This is a genomic window from Pseudoalteromonas sp. RWi3 (assembly GCF_054960735.1).
This window is the reverse complement of record NZ_JBHNYL010000010.1, coordinates 26,824-44,374: the sequence shown is the minus strand read 5'-3', so window position 1 is coordinate 44,374 and position 17,551 is coordinate 26,824. Positions and strand designations below refer to the sequence as shown.

At 41.2% G+C, this 17,551-nt stretch carries 17 protein-coding genes; 11 read left to right on the top strand and 6 right to left on the bottom strand.

The window, feature by feature from the left end:
- Positions 1-5: 5 nt before the first annotated feature.
- The 4 genes from ACFI4Z_RS13350 (at position 6) to ACFI4Z_RS13335 (ending at position 4,387) form a co-directional block, all read left to right on the top strand.
- Positions 6-746 carry a 2,3,4,5-tetrahydropyridine-2,6-dicarboxylate N-succinyltransferase gene (locus ACFI4Z_RS13350; protein WP_462671023.1) on the top strand — a complete coding sequence of 247 codons (741 nt, stop codon included), beginning with the start codon at positions 6-8 and terminating at the stop codon, positions 744-746.
- Complete coding sequence (locus ACFI4Z_RS13345; protein WP_462671022.1) at positions 746-1,951, top strand: PLP-dependent decarboxylase; 1,206 nt, start codon at positions 746-748, stop codon at positions 1,949-1,951. Before ACFI4Z_RS13350 ends, ACFI4Z_RS13345 begins: the two co-directional genes overlap by 1 nt.
- Positions 1,952-1,956: 5 nt before the next feature.
- On the top strand, positions 1,957-3,078 hold the full coding sequence (locus tag ACFI4Z_RS13340) for a succinylglutamate desuccinylase/aspartoacylase family protein (RefSeq protein ID WP_462671021.1): 1,122 nt from the start codon (positions 1,957-1,959) through the stop codon (positions 3,076-3,078).
- A 268-nt stretch (positions 3,079-3,346) separates the two neighbouring features.
- Complete coding sequence (locus ACFI4Z_RS13335; RefSeq protein ID WP_462671020.1) at positions 3,347-4,387, top strand: phospholipase A; 1,041 nt, start codon at positions 3,347-3,349, stop codon at positions 4,385-4,387.
- Positions 4,388-4,429: 42 nt separating this feature from the next.
- Here the strand turns inward: ACFI4Z_RS13335 and ACFI4Z_RS13330 are convergent, their stop codons facing one another.
- Complete coding sequence (locus ACFI4Z_RS13330; RefSeq protein ID WP_462671019.1) at positions 4,430-5,323, bottom strand: bifunctional GNAT family N-acetyltransferase/hotdog fold thioesterase; 894 nt, start codon at positions 5,321-5,323, stop codon at positions 4,430-4,432.
- A 195-nt stretch (positions 5,324-5,518) separates the two neighbouring features.
- On the opposite strand from ACFI4Z_RS13330, the gene ACFI4Z_RS13325 reads away from it, so the two are divergent.
- Entirely contained in the window at positions 5,519-6,208 is a 690-nt protein-coding gene (locus ACFI4Z_RS13325; RefSeq protein ID WP_462671018.1) for a spermidine synthase, read from the top strand.
- A gap of 5 nt (positions 6,209-6,213) precedes the next feature.
- On the opposite strand, the gene dtd is transcribed toward ACFI4Z_RS13325, so the two are convergent.
- Genes dtd through ACFI4Z_RS13310 form a run of 3 tightly spaced genes read right to left on the bottom strand, consistent with a single transcriptional unit; the run spans position 6,214 to position 8,517 of the window.
- Positions 6,214-6,651, bottom strand: a complete 438-nt coding sequence (gene dtd / locus ACFI4Z_RS13320) for a D-aminoacyl-tRNA deacylase (RefSeq protein WP_462671017.1) — start codon at positions 6,649-6,651, stop codon at positions 6,214-6,216.
- Entirely contained in the window at positions 6,639-7,592 is a 954-nt protein-coding gene (locus ACFI4Z_RS13315; protein WP_462671016.1) for an alpha/beta fold hydrolase, read from the bottom strand. The genes dtd and ACFI4Z_RS13315 overlap by 13 nt, the downstream gene beginning before the upstream one ends.
- Positions 7,593-7,623: 31 nt before the next feature.
- A complete protein-coding gene (locus tag ACFI4Z_RS13310; RefSeq protein ID WP_462671015.1) occupies positions 7,624-8,517 on the bottom strand; it encodes a virulence factor BrkB family protein in 894 nt (297 codons plus the stop codon).
- Between the two features lie 86 nt (positions 8,518-8,603).
- Between ACFI4Z_RS13310 and ACFI4Z_RS13305 the strand changes: the two genes are divergently transcribed.
- Entirely contained in the window at positions 8,604-9,260 is a 657-nt protein-coding gene (locus ACFI4Z_RS13305) for a DUF2959 domain-containing protein (RefSeq protein WP_099295467.1), read from the top strand.
- Positions 9,261-9,404: 144 nt separating this feature from the next.
- Positions 9,405-10,496 (top strand): MBL fold metallo-hydrolase, encoded by a 1,092-nt coding sequence (locus ACFI4Z_RS13300; RefSeq protein ID WP_462671014.1) that lies wholly within the window; start codon positions 9,405-9,407, stop codon positions 10,494-10,496.
- On the opposite strand, the gene ACFI4Z_RS13295 is transcribed toward ACFI4Z_RS13300, so the two are convergent.
- Positions 10,491-10,766, bottom strand: coding sequence for a hypothetical protein (locus tag ACFI4Z_RS13295; protein WP_462671013.1), 276 nt, complete (start codon positions 10,764-10,766; stop codon positions 10,491-10,493). The genes ACFI4Z_RS13300 and ACFI4Z_RS13295 overlap by 6 nt on opposite strands.
- Positions 10,767-10,957: 191 nt before the next feature.
- On the opposite strand from ACFI4Z_RS13295, the gene ACFI4Z_RS13290 reads away from it, so the two are divergent.
- Complete coding sequence (locus tag ACFI4Z_RS13290; RefSeq protein WP_462671012.1) at positions 10,958-11,692, top strand: CBM9 family sugar-binding protein; 735 nt, start codon at positions 10,958-10,960, stop codon at positions 11,690-11,692.
- A 297-nt stretch (positions 11,693-11,989) separates the two neighbouring features.
- Here the strand turns inward: ACFI4Z_RS13290 and typA are convergent, their stop codons facing one another.
- Positions 11,990-13,813: a translational GTPase TypA gene (gene typA, locus ACFI4Z_RS13285; protein ID WP_462671011.1), complete on the bottom strand. Its 1,824-nt coding sequence runs from the start codon at positions 13,811-13,813 to the stop codon at positions 11,990-11,992.
- 506 nt (positions 13,814-14,319) lie between these two features.
- Here typA and glnA point away from each other — a divergent pair.
- The 3 genes from glnA to glnL all read left to right on the top strand — a co-directional run bounded on the left by glnA (position 14,320) and on the right by glnL (position 17,540).
- Entirely contained in the window at positions 14,320-15,726 is a 1,407-nt protein-coding gene (gene glnA / locus ACFI4Z_RS13280) for a glutamate--ammonia ligase (protein ID WP_462671010.1), read from the top strand.
- A gap of 146 nt (positions 15,727-15,872) precedes the next feature.
- The gene (locus ACFI4Z_RS13275) at positions 15,873-16,385 is read left to right on the top strand and encodes a DUF4124 domain-containing protein (protein ID WP_462671009.1); all 513 of its coding nucleotides are present in this window, start codon (positions 15,873-15,875) and stop codon (positions 16,383-16,385) included.
- 84 nt (positions 16,386-16,469) lie between these two features.
- On the top strand, positions 16,470-17,540 hold the full coding sequence (gene glnL, locus ACFI4Z_RS13270) for a nitrogen regulation protein NR(II) (RefSeq protein WP_462671008.1): 1,071 nt from the start codon (positions 16,470-16,472) through the stop codon (positions 17,538-17,540).
- Positions 17,541-17,551: the final 11 nt, after the last annotated feature.

Here is a 17,551-nt window from a genome sequence, read left to right as displayed (position 1 = left end):
TTATAATGAGCTGGTTAGAACTATTAAATAATTTAGAATCAGGCGCTGTACGCGCAGCAACACAAGACGAAAACGGCCAATGGCAGGCTAATGTTGAAGTTAAGCAAGGTATTTTAGAGGCGTTTAAAAACGGCACTAACACTGAATTTGCAGGTGGGTTTGTTGATAAGCACAACTTAGCACCGCAAGAATTTACTGCCGAAAACGGCGTGCGTATGGTACCTGGTGGCTCAAGTGTTCGCCGTGGTGCACACGTTGCTAAAGGCACAATTATTATGCCACCAGCGTATGTCAATATTGGTGCTTTTATTGACGAAGGCACTATGGTTGATAGCCACGCCCTTGTTGGTTCGTGTGCACAAGTAGGTAAAAACGTACATTTAAGTGCCGCGGTACAATTAGGCGGGGTACTTGAGCCCATTGGCGCAAGCCCTGTGGTTGTAGAAGACGATGCATTCATCGGCGCTGGCTGTGTAATCGTTGAAGGCGTGGTAGTTAAAAAAGGTGCGGTACTTGCGCCAGGCGTACGTTTATCAGCCACGATCCCAGTTTATGACTGCGTTAATGAGCGTCAACTTAATAAAGGCGAGCCAATTCCTGAGTACGCTATTGTCATTCCTGGCTCACGCCCTGCTTCAAATGACTGGGCATGTGAGCAAGGTCTGAGCATGTCATGTGCGTTAATTGTAAAATACCGTGATGAACAAAGTGATGCTTCATTACTGCTAGAAGAGGTTTTACGTTAATGACCTTTTTGAGCACGCCAGTTAAAAACGCTATTGATGAGCTATCGACTCAGCTTGATAGTCCATTTTTTGTCTACGACCTTGACTCACTAGGTGCGCACTTGTCGCGTTTAGTGGCGCAAACTGAAGTAAAGCTTTGGTATGCGGTTAAAGCCAATCCACTGTCTAAAGTGATACAAAGTTTAGATAACGCTGGCTTTAACTTTGATGTCGCAAGTAAAGGCGAACTTGAGCAAGTACTTGCTCAAGGCATTAACAGTGAGCGCGTGCTCAACACCGGGCCTGCTAAAAGCCCAAAGCAAATTAAACACTTTATTGAGCTAGGCGTACGTATTTTTGTCGCTGAAAGCCTTAATCAAGTACGCTGGCTCAATGAGCAAGCAATTGCAAAACAGTGCCAACTACAGGTTTTACTGCGGGTGCAATTACGCTGGCCTGAAGGTGAAAAAAATCCACTAGGGGGCGACAGCCTGACCCCATTTGGCTTAGGCTGCGATGAATGGCAAGCACTCAACACGAGTGATTACTCTGCACTGAACTTTGATGGCCTGCATATATTCCAATGGGGAAATATGCTCAGTAGCGATAAACTCGCCCAGCTTTGGTCACAAATGATCGCGCCACTACAGCAGCTAGCAAGTGAATTAGGTATTAACCTTAAAGTACTCGATTTAGGTGGTGGCTTAGGTATTCCTTATACACTTGATGCACCAACTCTGAGCTGGGATGCGTTAATCGATGCACTTGCGAAAATTAAACGTGATGCTGGCGTAGAAGAGCTATGGATGGAGCTTGGCCGTTATGCAGTAGGTGAATGTGGTCATTACGCAACTCCTGTGGTCGAGCGCAAATTAAACTACGGACAACAGCAAGTCATTTTAAGCGGTGGCATTAATCATTTATTGCGCCCAGCGGTCACTAGCCAAGATTTCCCCGCGCGATTACTACGTGATTCAACAGCACCCACCCAAGCAATGAGCTTATACGGCCCGTTATGTACTGCGCTTGATTGCTTAGGTGAGCATCAACTTCCCAATGATTTAAACGAGCATGACTGGCTCGCATTTAGTCAATGCGGCGCTTATGGTTTTACTGAAAGCATGCCTTACTTTTTGTGCCATGAACTTGCTGCTGAGTATGTATTACAAAACGGTAAGCTAACCTGTATTCGCCAAGCTGAAGATGCTAGCCACTACTTAAGGTAATTGATATGACTAATACAACCCCAATCAGCCAAGAAAACATTGTCGTGGGTGAGGTTGCCAACGGCTTACCGCTAACCATTCCTGTGTATCGTTTAAAAGGCGACGGCACCGGACCAAGCGTTTATGTGCAAGCAAATATGCATGGCGCTGAAGTGCAAGGCAACGCAGTTATTTATCAACTACTTGAACAGCTAAAAAGTCTTGATTTAAAAGGTGATATTACTTTAGTGCCCTACGCCAACCCAATTGGCTGTAATCAAAAGTCAGGGGAATTTACTCTTGGTCGCTTTGATCCAATTACTGGCACTAACTGGAACCGTATGTATCATTGCAACAGTCAATTAGCTGCTAAATTTGCAGAGCAATACTGTGATGCCGATGATCAAACATTAAAAACTGCTTTCAAAGCAGCTCTAATAGCCGACGTTGATCAACAGTTATCAGGCCCTGCTTATCGCTTAACTACCGGTAAACGTATTGCGCTTAATTTACAAAAGCTCGCCCACCAAGCTGATATTGTACTGGACTTACACACAGGCCCTATTTCTAGCCAGCACCTATATTGCCCTGACTACGCAAAACAAAGCGCCAGCTATTTTAATATCCCCCACGTACTACTTATTCCAAATGATTTTGACGGCGCAATGGACGAAGCCAGCTTTTGTCCTTGGTGGCAATTAACTGAACAATTAGCAAAGCAAGGCCGTGAATTTAACGTGCAAGTCGAAGCGTTTACTGTTGAGCTGGGTAGCCAAGAAAAAATCGATTTAAGCGCAGCACTGGATGACGCCAATAGCATTTTAAGCTACTTAAACTATAAGCAGGTTTTTGTTGATGCCCCATTCCAACCAAAACAAATGAAACGCTATGGTTGTCTGCTCGCTGACTACTTCGCTTACTACGCGCCCATGGGTGGCATGGTTGAATATATTGCGCCGTTGGGTGGACATATTAAAGCTGGCGAGCCAATTGCTAAAGTACTACGTATGGAGCGCTACTTAAGTGAACAACCCTTGCAAACTCTAACACTTGATTGTGATGCAATCGCAATTTTGCATTTTGCCTCGGCCAGTGTGAATCAAGGTACCGAACTCTACAAATTCTTCACCAACGTATTTGAGCTTTAGATTCTTTAGAGCTCACCCCTTCTCATTGCGTGAGAGCACGATTATCCAACTGGAAAAAAGTGCATGAACGAGCGGCTTCGGCCGCTTTTTCTTTGTATTTGTAACCAAAAGGCAGTAAAACTTACTAAGTTCAGTAACAATTCACAGATCTTCTGTTAAAGTTATACGTGGACAGATAAACTGAACAAATACTTTCAGCCGCTTAAACAGTGGCACAAGTCCACCAGCTCCACTTAGACTCTCTATTTAGTTTACCAAAGGAATAATAATGACTTGGCGCAATGGGATTTTACTTACTACTTTGTTATCAACTAGCGTGTTGGCACAACAAGCCGACCCAAAAAAGACAAACGAACAAGACAGTGATATTGAATTAGTAAAACAATGTATCTTAAACGAAGCAATCGCAGGGGACGAAAATCAAACCCTAGCACAGCTTCGAAAAAAATGTTCTGCTTTGGATGAAAGTAAGCAAATAACAGCCCTTGATAAACGCAAAGCACGTGAACAAGTAAGTCAAAAAAATCGCAATGTTATTACGCCTCATAAGCGTAACTATTTGCTGCCGTTATCCTATGTATCAAACCCAAATACTCGCCCTTTTGGTCAACTAAATGAGCTATCTGACGAGCCCAGTGGCGAGCAGCTTGATAACCTAGAAGTGAAGTACCAACTTTCAATTAAAGTACCGCTCTATAATGATTTTGCAGATGACGATCAAACTGTATTTTTTGGTTTTACCTTGCAGTCATTTTGGCAGTTTTATAACAACGAAATTTCATCGCCATTTCGCGAAACAAACTATGAGCCTGAAATTTTTTGGATTAACTACCTTGACCCTGAAAACGTACTTTGGGGTGATGAAATGGCGATAACGATAGGGATGGTGCATCAATCAAATGGTCGTAGCCAGCCTAACTCTCGTTCATGGAATCGAATTTATGCTGATTTCTTATGGGAGAAAGATGGCTTTGTATTTAGTTTCAAGCCTTGGTACCGCATTCCTGAAGATAGAAAAGAAGATCCTATGGAAGCCAAGGGCGACGATAACCCAGATATATACAAATATATGGGCTATTTTGAGTTTGGTGGCGCTTATCGCTACGAAGAGCATGAATTTAGTTTTATGACACGCAATAACTTAAATTCAGATAACCGCGGTGCGATCCAGCTTGACTGGTCATTCCCGCTATGGGGCCGATTAAGAGGTTATGCACAATACTTTAATGGCTATGGCGAAAGCTTAATCGATTACAACGCGGATATTGAGCGCATAGGTGTGGGTATTTTATTAACTGATTTACTCTAAACAATAAGGCCAAGCAATCGCTTGGCCTTATTCTTCTCTTAGTTACTTAATAACTTTAAATATGCCTTCAAACTCAGCAACTAACACATCTCCATCATAAATGGCGACAGGGACTTGGTAACTTGCTTTACCCGTTGTTTCAAGCTCAGCCAACTTGCCTTGACAAGCGCTAATATCAACACAGCCACGAGGATCGTTATTAAGTGGTTTTAAGTATTTAATATTGGCATCAGCAAGCACAATATTACCTTCAAGACCGGCTTCTTTAAGCGCTAAATAAGTTGCGCCCCAACCTGTTAACGTCGCTAAGCTATAGATAGAACCTGCAAACATCGTATTATGTAGGTTTAGGTTGGCGTTTAAATCAGCGCGGGTGGTAAATTGCCAATCAGTATAGCTTTCAACTTTAATTCCCATCGCATCACTAATTGGAATCGATTCGCGCCATGTATTTTGTAACACTTGGGTCCAATTAGGATGACGGAACCAGCCAGGTTCAGACGGCTTTTGCTTGATCATTTTAAAGTGCTGCACATCATCGTAAGCTAGGTGAGCTTTTTCTTTTAACTCATAGCCATGGCGCTTATAAAACTCTAATGCGCGTTCACGTGCAAATAACACCAACTCATCAGCATCTTGCGTCCACGCTATTTTTTCTAGTTCATGCAATAAGCGACTGCCAATATGTTGATTACGGTTACCCTCAGCAACCGCCATGTAACGTACTTGCGCTTGTTGCTGATTATTAAAATGTAAACGAGCAACACCAAGCACTTCACCCGATTTATTTTTTATAAACCGATGTTCAGCATCCTGTTCCAAGTCATCTTGTTCAGAGCCGCGCGGCTGCTGCCAAGGTGCGCGTAATACCTGCCAGCGTAATTGATAATATGCCTGCCAATCTTCACTGCTTTGTGGCGTAGTTACCTGAAACATATATTCTCCTGTAGTTCTATTACCGCATTTAGCGTATCTAAGATCGATAGATAACATAAAGCAGCGTTTTTTTATTGCGACCTACCATACGCTATCTTTTAAAAACTTGGAATACGACTTTGGTGAGCCCCGATTTTAACTGTAAAACGAACTTAACAGGGTGGCGGTTTAGGTTGACTCGTCTAAGCTACGTATATGGAAAATTTAATTGTAAGCGCCGGCATTGTAAAGCAAAGCTTTATTGAAGATTGCCATCGCATCGGACAGCTCATCTACTGGCATAAACATGGCGTTGATTGCATTCAAGTTCGCCAATACAAGCAGTTTCGCTGGTTACTCATCAACGATATATTACAATCCGTCGTTGAAAAAAGTCATCCAAGCCATTTGCTGTTTCCGCATCTACAGTATTTAGCGCAATTGTGGCAGCCTTTACAACCCCCTAAAAAAGTACTTGAACTTGGGCTAGGCGCTGGCGCAATTCGCAATTACATACAACACACTCATCCTGATTGCCAACTCACGTCTATTGAAAAGAATTCCAGCATTATTGATTGTTATAAGCGCTTTTTTGATTGTGCCCATGCCAGTAATTTAAAGTGTTCTGACGCTCAAGCAGCGCTTGGTCAGAACAAACAATATGATTGGATTATTCTTGATCTCTTTAGCCAATTAGATGCACCCGTTTTTTTATATAAACACCTTTTTTATGAAAAAATACGGGATGCGCTTAGCACCGACGGACATTTATTTATTAACTTTTTATCAGCTCATCAATCACAGCTCAAACAACTTGAGCAACTTTTGAGCACTACGTTTGGCAAGCCCCCCAATATTGAAAAAATACCAGACTACACAAATCATATTGTCATGATAAGTAAATAAACCTCTTAGGCCTTTAAATTGAAGGTTACTGGACCATCGTTACAGAGACTCACTTGCATATCGGCGGCAAATTCACCCGTTGCGACTTTTATTCCTTGAGACTGTGCCTGACTCACAAAGTATTCATATAACTCACGTGCTTGATCTGGCGTTGCTGCAGATGAAAAGCTAGGTCGCATACCCTTTTTGGTATCTGCCGCTAATGTGAACTGCGATACAACCAGCAATTCACCTTGAATGTCCTTTAAACTCAAATTCATTTTATCGTTTTCATCTGTAAAAATACGATAGTTGCTCACTTTATGCAGCAGTTTATCTGCGGTTGATTTATCGTCGAGCTTTTCAACGCCTAATAACAATAAAATCCCTTGTTGAATTTGACCTGTAACACGGTTATCTACTTCTACTTTAGCGTGTTTTACCCGCTGAATTAATCCTTGCATTTATTCCTCGATAATTTGATAGACATAAGATCGGCAGCACGCCGCACTGCAGACAAATATACCTGATTATCAACACCATGCCCAATTTCATCTAACACAAATAACTGTGCATTAAGCTGTTTTGCAAACTGTTGTACTGCACTGAAACGACAGACTAAATCGTGTCTTCCGTGAATAAACCACATGGGGATGTTATGTAAGTTATGGCTATTTTTTACAATATAGCTTTCATCAATAAAACAATTCGCGATGAAAAAATGCACCATTAAACGAGCCATAATAAGGCCTTGCTGAGGGCAATTTAGCGTCCACTGCGGTGACTGTTTTCCTTGTGATAATAAAGCCTCCCATTGACACCATTGCTTTGCATAGTGGCTTGTACTAATTTGATCATTGCCATATAAATGCTGCTTATAAAACGCCAAAATACTTTTCACATCAGGTTGACCCTGTGAAAAGTCTTGATAAAGCTCAGGGTAAAATTGTGCCGCAGCACCATTTGGGCCATATAACCACTGAAAATCAGCGTGAGTCGCTAAAAATGTACCGCGTAGTATAAGTCCTGCAACGTGCTTGTGATACTTAATTGCATACAGTAAGCATAGCGTTGCGCCCCATGATGCACCACAAAGCGATAGCTTATCGATACCCAACGATTGCCTGAGATAATTCAAATCCTCAATGAGATGGTCAGTGGTATTCTTACTTACTTGGTGAGGAGTAGACAGGCCACAACCACGTTGACTATATAAAATAATACGATAACGAGTGGGATCAAAAAAAAGACAATTATCACGACTCAAACCAAGCCCAGGGCCACCATGGCAAATAATTACAGGAAGCCCATTAGGGTTACCACATTCTTGCACATGAAGCTGGTGACCCTCACCTACACTCAGATGAAAGTCATTATACGGGGTAACGCTTGGGTATAACTGCATAACGCTGACTCCTGTATCAGCGGTGCAAATGTTATGTGTGTGATGAGTCCGTTTCAAGTTGGATCTCGGGTGTATCTTCGACATTCTTAGGGCTAATACACACTGTAAACTCTGCACCTAGTAACACGACCGTCCACGAAAGGTATACCCAAACAAACAAAATTGGGATGGTTGCCACTGTCCCATAAATTAACTCATAGGATGGAAAGTGACTAATATACAAAGCAAACCCTTTTTTTGTTAACTCAAACAAAACCGCAGCAAAAATAGCACCGGGGATCGCAGCCTTAAATGGAACAGGTGTATTTGGAACTAAAGTATAGAGCAAAATAAAGCCAGCCATAGAAATTATAAAGGGTAAAAGTTTTATTAAAAAACCACTAAAGCCCGGAATTCCTTGATCTGCAAATGAAACTAAAGAAACAATATACGAAGAAATACCGATACTGGCCCCTAACAAAACCGGGCCTAAGGTCAAAATCATCCAATATACAGATAGTGAAATCATCAAAGGACGCTTCTTTTTAATTCGCCAAATGCGATTGAGCGTCGCATCAACATTTTTCATCAGCAACAACGCTATCGCTGCTAAAAAGCTCACCCCAACTGCTGTCATCTGGTTAGCATTACCTGCAAATGAACTCACATGTTCTCTTATTGCATCTGAAGATGCTGGTACAAAATTAGTGAACAAAAAGTTTTCAATTGCAACTCGCGTTTCTTCGAAACCAGGAAAAGCGGAAAATATAGCCACTGCAACCGCAATTAAAGGCACTAATGAGAGCAATGTTACATACGCTAAATAGCCTGCATTGACTGTGATTTGGTCATCAATGCAGCGGTTAAGATATTGCATCCACCAGCCCGGCTGCTGGCGTAAAAATGAGCCAGCTTGATGCTTATAATGTGCTACCCTGTCGTTCATAAGTTAACTTTTTGCAAAATAGTTTTGATTATCATAGCAATCCGCCACATAATTTAAAAACTAATCGGGAATTAAAAGGGATCTCAATGAAAAAACTTTCAGTACTTAGCGCCCCCTTACTTGCGTTAACAATGACCTTAACGGGTTGCCAATCTGCTTATTATTCTGCCATGGAATCAGTTGGTGTACACAAACGTGATATTTTGGTTGACCGCGTTGAAGAAACTAAAGACTCTCAGGAAGAGTCTCAAGAAGAATTCCAATCAGCTTTAGATCGTTTATCTACCCTTATTAACTTTGATGGCGGCGACCTAAAAGAAGCTTATGACCAACTTAATAGTGATTACGAGTCAAGCCTTTCAGCAGCTAATGATGTTACTACTAATATAAATAAAGTTGAGGACGTGGCAGAGGCATTATTTGACGAGTGGGCTGATGAATTAGAGCAATATACGAACGCATCATTAAAACGTCAAAGCAATAAGCAACTTAATTCAACCAAGCGCGACTTTGAAAAGTTATTGCGCTCAATGCGTAATGCCGAAAGCAAAATGGAACCTGTATTATCATCACTACGAGATAATGTTTTATACTTAAAGCATAACCTTAATGCACAAGCTGTTACTGCTATACAAGGTGAATTTACTAGCCTTAAACGCGACATCAAAGTGTTAATGGATGACATGAATAAATCTATCGCTGATTCTAATAAGTTCATTGAGCAGATGAATAAAGCGGGATAAATCAACTTCGAGTTGACGAGACAAAACACTTTAAGCCTGCACTTTGTAGGCTTTTTATTGTTATTTTTTGTTACTTTTGAAATGTTTTTTAGTTAGCTTTTTTTGGTACACTTTAAGAAATTATAATAATAAACACAGTCACCAATGAAAATACGTACCTTTAGTTTGCTTATCGCTTCGAGCATATTAGCAGCGTGTAGTGCCGCAAATCATGTGCAGATCATTGCTGGTCCAGATACCGTTATACCACTTCATAAAGATGGTGAACGAGCTGGCCGCTATCATAACCTGTACCCCGGTAAAAAAACTTATCCCATTAGCTGTAAAAGTGACTGCTACCCAAAAAACCCTAGCTTAGTTTGCGAAGCAGAGGCCGAAAACTGCCAATACCAAGGCGAACAAATAAATCCTCCACTAAAAACTGGTTTCGTTGTTCGTTGGCTCGGGCATGCAGGGTTTATGGTAAAAACCCCCAACGGCCAACAAGTGGTATTTGATCCAGTTAAAGAGCAATTTGATTCTCCCGTTGATTTAGCCTTTAGACTCGCCTCTGGATTTTACCGTAAACCTGGCGATTGGCTCACAAACAGCGAAATAAATAACTTAGACGCTGTGATGTATTCGCACATTCATTATGATCATTTTAATAAAGCAGATATTGAAGAACTTGGTAATTCACCTCGCTATTTAACACCTCTGGGTATGGCAGATAACTTTCCTACGGGTGGCTTTAATATTAGCGAAATGGCTTGGTATGCGAAAACCAAGGTCGATGACTTAACCATTCATGCACTGCCTGCACACCATTTTAGTAGTCGTGTTTTAGTGCCGTTTATCTACGAAGATAACGATAAAGACCTATGGAGTAGCTGGCTACTTGAACAAAATGGTAAAACACTATTTTTTGCCGGTGATACAGGTTATTCGCAGCATTTTAGCGATATTGAGCAGAAATATGGTGAAATTGATATTTGTTTAATACCCATAGCCTCTTATTACCATGAAGAAAGTGGCGACTGGTATCGCTACGTTCATACCACGCCAGAGGATGCGCTGAGTGCAGCACAAGACCTTAACTGTAAAGTCATGATCCCATGGGGATATGGTAATTCAAGTTGGAAAATGGGCGATCACAGCAGTCATTCAGCACTACTACGTTTACTACATATGTACGATGAAATGGATGCTCAAACGCCACTTTATATTCTTAATGAAGGAGAAAGCGTCGCTTTATAAAGCCACGTTTGAATACATATTATCATCGTCTTCTGTGCTGCATTCATCATCACCAAGTGAACGGTTGATGGGCCCCAGTAGCATCTGAAAAAAACCATTAATCACATTCATTTCTTGATTTGTATCTGTCCTATCCATAGCAAGGTTTTGCGCTTGTCGCTGCTGGCTTTGCGCGCCGCCAGCAACAAAATCACAACCCGACCTCATCATTTGTGAAGAAGTACAACCTGATAACAACACAACCATAACTAAGGGTAACGCTTTAGCCACAATAATTCCTTGAATGTGTATAAATTTAAGCAACACAATGATTTTACCTACTTTTGATACTAAAAATGTAAAAATTTGTTTTTACCATATGCTGGTAACTACAGGTGTTATTTAGCAGCCGTACCTTTTTACTTGTTGTTATCAAACCATGTTTCAGACAATATTAATAAAAATAAATATTTGAGAATAACATGAAAGCATTCACACTGATTTCAAGCTTATTGATAAGTAATGCAGCTATCGCTATTGATGTAGAACATACATCCACGCCTATTAATATTGATGGTGTTGCTGAAAGCGCTTGGGACAAAGCTACTTGGCAAAACATGCCATACCTTATGGATGGCACCCTACCAAGCTCAGATAAGGATTTTAAAGGTCGCTACCGATTACTATGGGATGAAGATTATATATACTTGCAAGCCGATATTGTTGATGATGTACTAATTGATACACACCCAGATCCAACCGAAAAATACTGGGACGATGATACTTTAGAAGTGTTTATAGATAGTGACGCATCTGGCGGTAACCATCAATTTAACCATACAGCATTTGCCTATCATATTGGTCTTGACAACCAAGCCGCAGATTTCGGTCCAGATAAAAAGCCTCACTTATACACAGACCACTTAGTCAGTCGCTGGCAGCGTAATACGAGCGCTCCCTACAATATAACTTGGGAAGTGGCAATAAAGCTCTACCCAAATGACTATCAAGAAGGCACGCAAAACACCCCGCTTAAATTAACGCCAAAGCAAGTCGTCGGCTTTATGCTCGCCTACTGCGATAACGACGGCAGTAAAGTGCGTGAGCACTTTATGGGTTCACACGAAGTACAGCCTGTTAACGGCAGCCGCAACCTCGGCTATATCGATGCCGACGTGTTTGGCAAAATCACTTTGCTACCAAAAAAATTGATGTGAGTTTGTGTGTAGGTTGGGTTGAGCGCAGCGAAACCCAACGAAAAAATACCCTACCAACAATTATAGATACTTCGCATTATAGGCTGTTTTAGCTTTCACTCTTTCACTTCTCATGCTCTTCGCCTTGTGCAAAAAATATTTAAGTAAATTATTCACAAAAAGGTTAAGAGGCACTGCGCTTTTAGAGCTCAATACTAATAACTAAAAACTGAAAGTTTCTCTTGCTTTAAAAACAAAAAAGCCGCTGTATTTTGCAATATAGCGGCTTTTAAAATCATTGTTTTCTAAATTAATAGATTATGATTTAGGAGCACGACCCGCACGTTTACGCTCATTTTCAGTTAAATGACGTTTACGAATACGAATGTTCTCAGGTGTTACTTCTACTAACTCATCATCAGCAATAAACTCAAGCGCTTGCTCAAGTGAATAGTTAAGTGCTGGTGTAAGTGTTTGTGCTTCATCAGTACCAGATGCACGAACGTTAGTAAGCTGCTTACCTTTAAGTGCATTAACAGTCAGGTCGTTATCGCGGCTGTGAATACCGATAACCATACCTTCATATACTTCAACACCGTGACCGATAAATAAACGACCACGTTCTTGCAAGTTGAATAATGCGTTAGTCAGTGCTTTACCTGTTGCGTTAGCAATCATTACGCCGTTCTTACGAACACCTAGCTCGCCACCTTTATGTGGACCGTAGTGATCGAACGTGTGGTATAGTAAACCAGAACCCGATGTTAACGTCATGAACTCGGTTTGGAAACCGATTAAGCCACGGCTTGGGATCATAAAGTCCATACGCATACGGCCTTTACCATCTGGTGCCATATCAGTCAGTTCACCTTTACGAAGACCAATTTGCTCCATGATAGAACCTTGGTGCTCTTCTTCACAGTCAATTGTTAGTGTTTCATACGGTTCTTCTAACACGCCATCAACAGTGCGTAAGATTACTTCTGGACGAGATACAGCAAGCTCGTAACCTTCACGACGCATGTTTTCGATTAAGATACCTAGGTGTAACTCACCACGGCCCGATACTCGGAAGCTATCTGGGTTATCAGTATCTGCAACACGAAGTGCAACGTTGTGTACTAATTCTTTGTCTAAACGCTCACGGATATTACGTGATGTAACGAACTTACCTTCTTTACCACAGAACGGAGAGTTATTTACAGAGAACGTCATTGTTACTGTTGGCTCATCAACACTCAGTGGTGGTAACGCTTCAACATTGTTAGGACAACAAACAGTATCTGAAATCTTCAATTCGCCAAGACCAGTAACGGTTACGATGTTACCTGCGAAAGCTTTATCTGTATCAATACGCTCAAGACCTAGGTAGCTTTGAACTGAACCAATTTTACCGTTACGAGTAGTGCCGTCAGCACCAATAATCGTTACTTGCTGGTTAGGCGCAACAGAACCACGTTTGATACGGCCGATACCGATTACACCTTTATACGAGTTGTAATCAAGCTGAGAGATTTGCATTTGGAAGTCACCTTCAGGATCTGCATCCGGTGGTGATACTTCGTCAACGATCATCTTAAACATAGGTTCCATGTTGTCTGATGGCTCGTCTAAATCTAGTGTTGCCCAGCCATTGATAGCTGATGCATAGATTACTTTAAAGTCTAACTGTTCGTCAGTTGCGCCAAGGTTGTCGAATAAATCAAAGATTTGATCCATAACCCAATCTGGGCGAGCGCCTGGCTTATCAATTTTATTGATAACAACGATTGGCTTTAAGCCTTGCGCGAATGCTTTTTGCGTTACGAAACGCGTTTGTGGCATTGGACCTTCTTGAGCATCAACAAGTAATAATACTGAGTCAGCCATCGAAAGTACGCGTTCAACTTCACCGCCAAAGTCGGCGTGTCCCGGGGTATCTACGATATTGATATGGTAGTCATTCCAAGAGATGGCCGTGTTTTTAGCCAAAATGGTAATACCACGTTCTTTCTCAATGTCGTTTGAGTCCATCACGCGCTCTTCGTTACCGCCGCGTGTTTCTAATGTACCTGATTGCTCAAGTAGTTTGTCAACCAAAGTTGTTTTACCATGGTCAACGTGCGCGATAATCGCTATATTTCTTAACTGTTCGATGCTCATATATTTACTCAGAGAAGTTTATTCTCATTGATCCTGCAAGATCTACGCACTCATCTGCGTTTTCACCAGATGTCCCAGCATAGGATTTAAAAGGGCGCATATTATCCCTCATTAATGACATGGATGAAAGTTTATCCAATATAAATTTCAAAACTTTCTCAATACTTTTACTAAGTATCTGTTTTATATATGACAAATATATGAATTAAATTTCAATTATTTAGCTCACTTTGGTCATATTGACTATTTTTAGGATATTTTTGGAAGTCTTTCGCATTTAGGTTATGCTAATTTCAAGTGATTAAATTGTCAGCAAACACGCATCGTAAACATTGCACCAAAAAGCAACATTTACGCACCAAATTGGTGCTTTTGTTTATTAGTATTTCAGGTGTTTTTATTTTTCCGCACTATAAACAATCGGTTATAAAACTGGCACAAAATCAGCTTACTTAAACTCAAAAGCAGTTATGCAGCAATAATAAAACCCAACAGTTGGAGGACACATGTCACAATCGGTTTTAGATTTTATTAAAGAAAATGACGTTAAGTTCATTGATTTACGCTTTACAGATACTAGAGGTAAAGAGCAACACGTTTCTATTCCTCATCACCAAGTTGATGAAGACTTCTTTGAAGACGGTAAAATGTTCGACGGTTCTTCAATCGCAGGTTGGAAAGGCATCAATGAATCAGACATGGTATTAATGCCAGTTGCTGAATCAGTAAAGCTTGACCCATTCACAGAAGAAGCAACATTAATCGTTCGTTGTGACGTTGTGGAGCCATCTACATTACAAGGTTATGAGCGCGACCCGCGTTCTGTTGCAAAACGCGCTGAAGAATACATGCGTTCTACTGGTATCGCTGATACTGTGCTTTTCGGCCCAGAGCCAGAGTTCTTCCTATTTGATGACGTTAAATATAAAACTGACATGTCAGGTTCAATGTATAAAATTGATGCTGAAGAAGCTGCATGGAACTCTGATAAAGATTACGAAGGCGGTAACTCAGGCCATCGTCCAGGTGTTAAAGGCGGTTACTTCCCATGTTCACCAGTTGATTCTTCACAAGATTGGCGTTCAGCTACTTGTTTAGTGCTTGAAGAGCTTGGTCAAGTTGTTGAAGCGCATCACCACGAAGTTGCAACAGCTGGTCAAAACGAAATTGCTACTCGCTTTAACACTATGGTATTAAAAGCTGATGAAATCCAAGAAATGAAATATGTTATTCATAACATGGCTCATTTATATGGAAAAACAGCGACATTTATGCCTAAGCCTATCGTTGGCGACAACGGTTCAGGTATGCACTGTCACCAATCTTTAGCAAAAGATGGCGTTAACCTATTCGCAGGCGACAAGTACGGCGGTCTTTCTGAAGACGCACTTTACTACATCGGTGGTATCATCAAGCATGCTAAAGCAATCAACGCTTTTGCTAACGCGTCAACTAACTCCTACAAGCGTTTAGTACCAGGTTTTGAAGCACCAGTAATGCTTGCATATTCAGCACGTAACCGTTCTGCTTCAATCCGTATCCCAGTGGTACCATCAGAAAAAGGTCGTCGTATCGAAGTACGCTTCCCTGATCCAACTGCTAACCCTTACCTTGCATTTGCTTCAATGCTTATGGCTGGTCTTGACGGTATCAAAAACAAGATCCACCCTGGCGATGCAATGGACAAAGATTTATACGACTTACCAGCAGAAGAAGCAGCTGAAATTCCACAAGTTGCAGCTTCATTAGACGAAGCGCTTGCAGCACTTAGTGCTGACCGTGAATTCTTAACGCAAGGTGGCGTATTCACTGATGACTTAATCGATGCATACATCAATCTTAAGTCTCAAGAAGTTGAAAAGCTTAACATGACAACTCACCCAGTTGAGTTTGAAATGTACTACAGTGTTTAATGCGTTGTAGATAGAATTGTCTAGGTCATAGACAAGTCTTAATGTGTGTTCTCAAGGCCCGCTTGTCGGGCTTTTTTTTATGGCAAAAAGTAATTTTTTCCACTAAAGTTTAAGCAGTTTTTTTGAAGTGCAAGGCTGGCCTAAAAGTGAAGATTACCGTTATTGGTTTGTTGATAATCATATTATTCAGTCTTTACAGTCATGCTGGTGATAAGAAGATTTATTCGTGGAAAGATAAAAATGGCGTACTCGTTTTTTCAGACACGCCCAGACCTGGGGCGGTGGAAGTCAAACTAACAAGCCAAGTTCTCTCAATGCCAACAACGGATACCAGTATTTTAAATGAAACTAAGCCGACTGCTATAAAACCTTTTAAGATAGAAATAGCATCGCCAGAAAATGAGCAAACTATCCGAGAGAATACCGGTTCGGTCTATGTAAATAGTCGCGTAACCCCTCGCTTTGAAAGTGACTTTAAAGTTCAATTATTCGTTGATGGAATCGCACATGCTCAACCAAGTGCAACTAATACGTTTGCGCTTCGTAATGTTGACCGAGGTGAACATTCTTTACAGGTTAAGCTATTTGACCCCAAGGGTAAGATCATCGCTGTGAGCCCAAGCAGTGTCTTTTTTATGCATAGGCAGTCAGCATTATAAACTGTAGAGTCGTTTTTATCGCGCTTGCTGATAAATAAACTATGCTAAGCTGGCCTTATCATCAACGCACTAAAATGGTGCAACATGCCCGATAATAAAAAATTTAATCCTGAGTTACTCGCCAGTATTTGGAAAAACCTAACCACAGCCGTGATTTTGGTAGACAAAGATTTTACCCTTGTTTATGTAAACGACAGCGCCAGTGAGTTATTAGGGCTCAGCCCAAAACGGATGCTCAACCAACCTTTCGATAGTTTATTTAACTACCACTCTGTAGACCTTAAACGTATAGCTCACTACTCACTTATAGACGGAGTAGATTGCCACCAGCATAGAGCTGACGTGGTGTTCGTAGATTCTCGCCATGCAAAGTTAGCCATTAGCGCACGACGTGTAAAGCTTGATGATGCGTTTTATATTTTATTTGAATGTCGTCAAACAGATGATGAAATTCGCCACGACCAAGCTTCCAATCAGATGCACCAATACCAAGCTGCACGTAACTTAATACGGGGTCTTGCCCATGAAATAAAAAATCCCCTTGGTGGAATACGCGGAGCGGCGCAATTATTGCAGTATGAGGTTGATCAGCAAGAGCGAGACCAATGTGCTGAACTTATAATTGAACAAGCCGATCGCTTACGTGAGCTCGTAGATAAATTGTTAGGGCCGAATCAGTTACTAAAAAAGACATACGGTAACATTCACCAAACGTTAGAATCGGTTGTTAAATTAAGTACACTTGATAGTAATAACAATATTAGCTTAGAAAAAGATTACGACCCGAGCATTCCCGACGTTTATATAGATCAAGGGAAAATTCAACAGGTGGTATTAAATATTGTTCGCAACGCTCAGCAAGCACTTGTTGATGGAGGTGTGATTAAGCTAAAAACACGCATAAACCATCAACAGCGCAGGCCCGGAAAAGCGCCTAAAAAAGCACTGCTGATCCAAATATCAGACAACGGACCAGGAATAGATAGCAGTATTAGAGAGACTCTCTTCTATCCGATGATCACCAACAAAGAAGGAGGATCCGGATTAGGGCTTTCAATAGCGCAAACTCTTATAGACCAACATAACGGCTATATCGAATGCGATAGCTGGCCTGGTCACACAGAATTTAATATATATCTGCCTTTTGTGGATTAATCGGTTGGAGT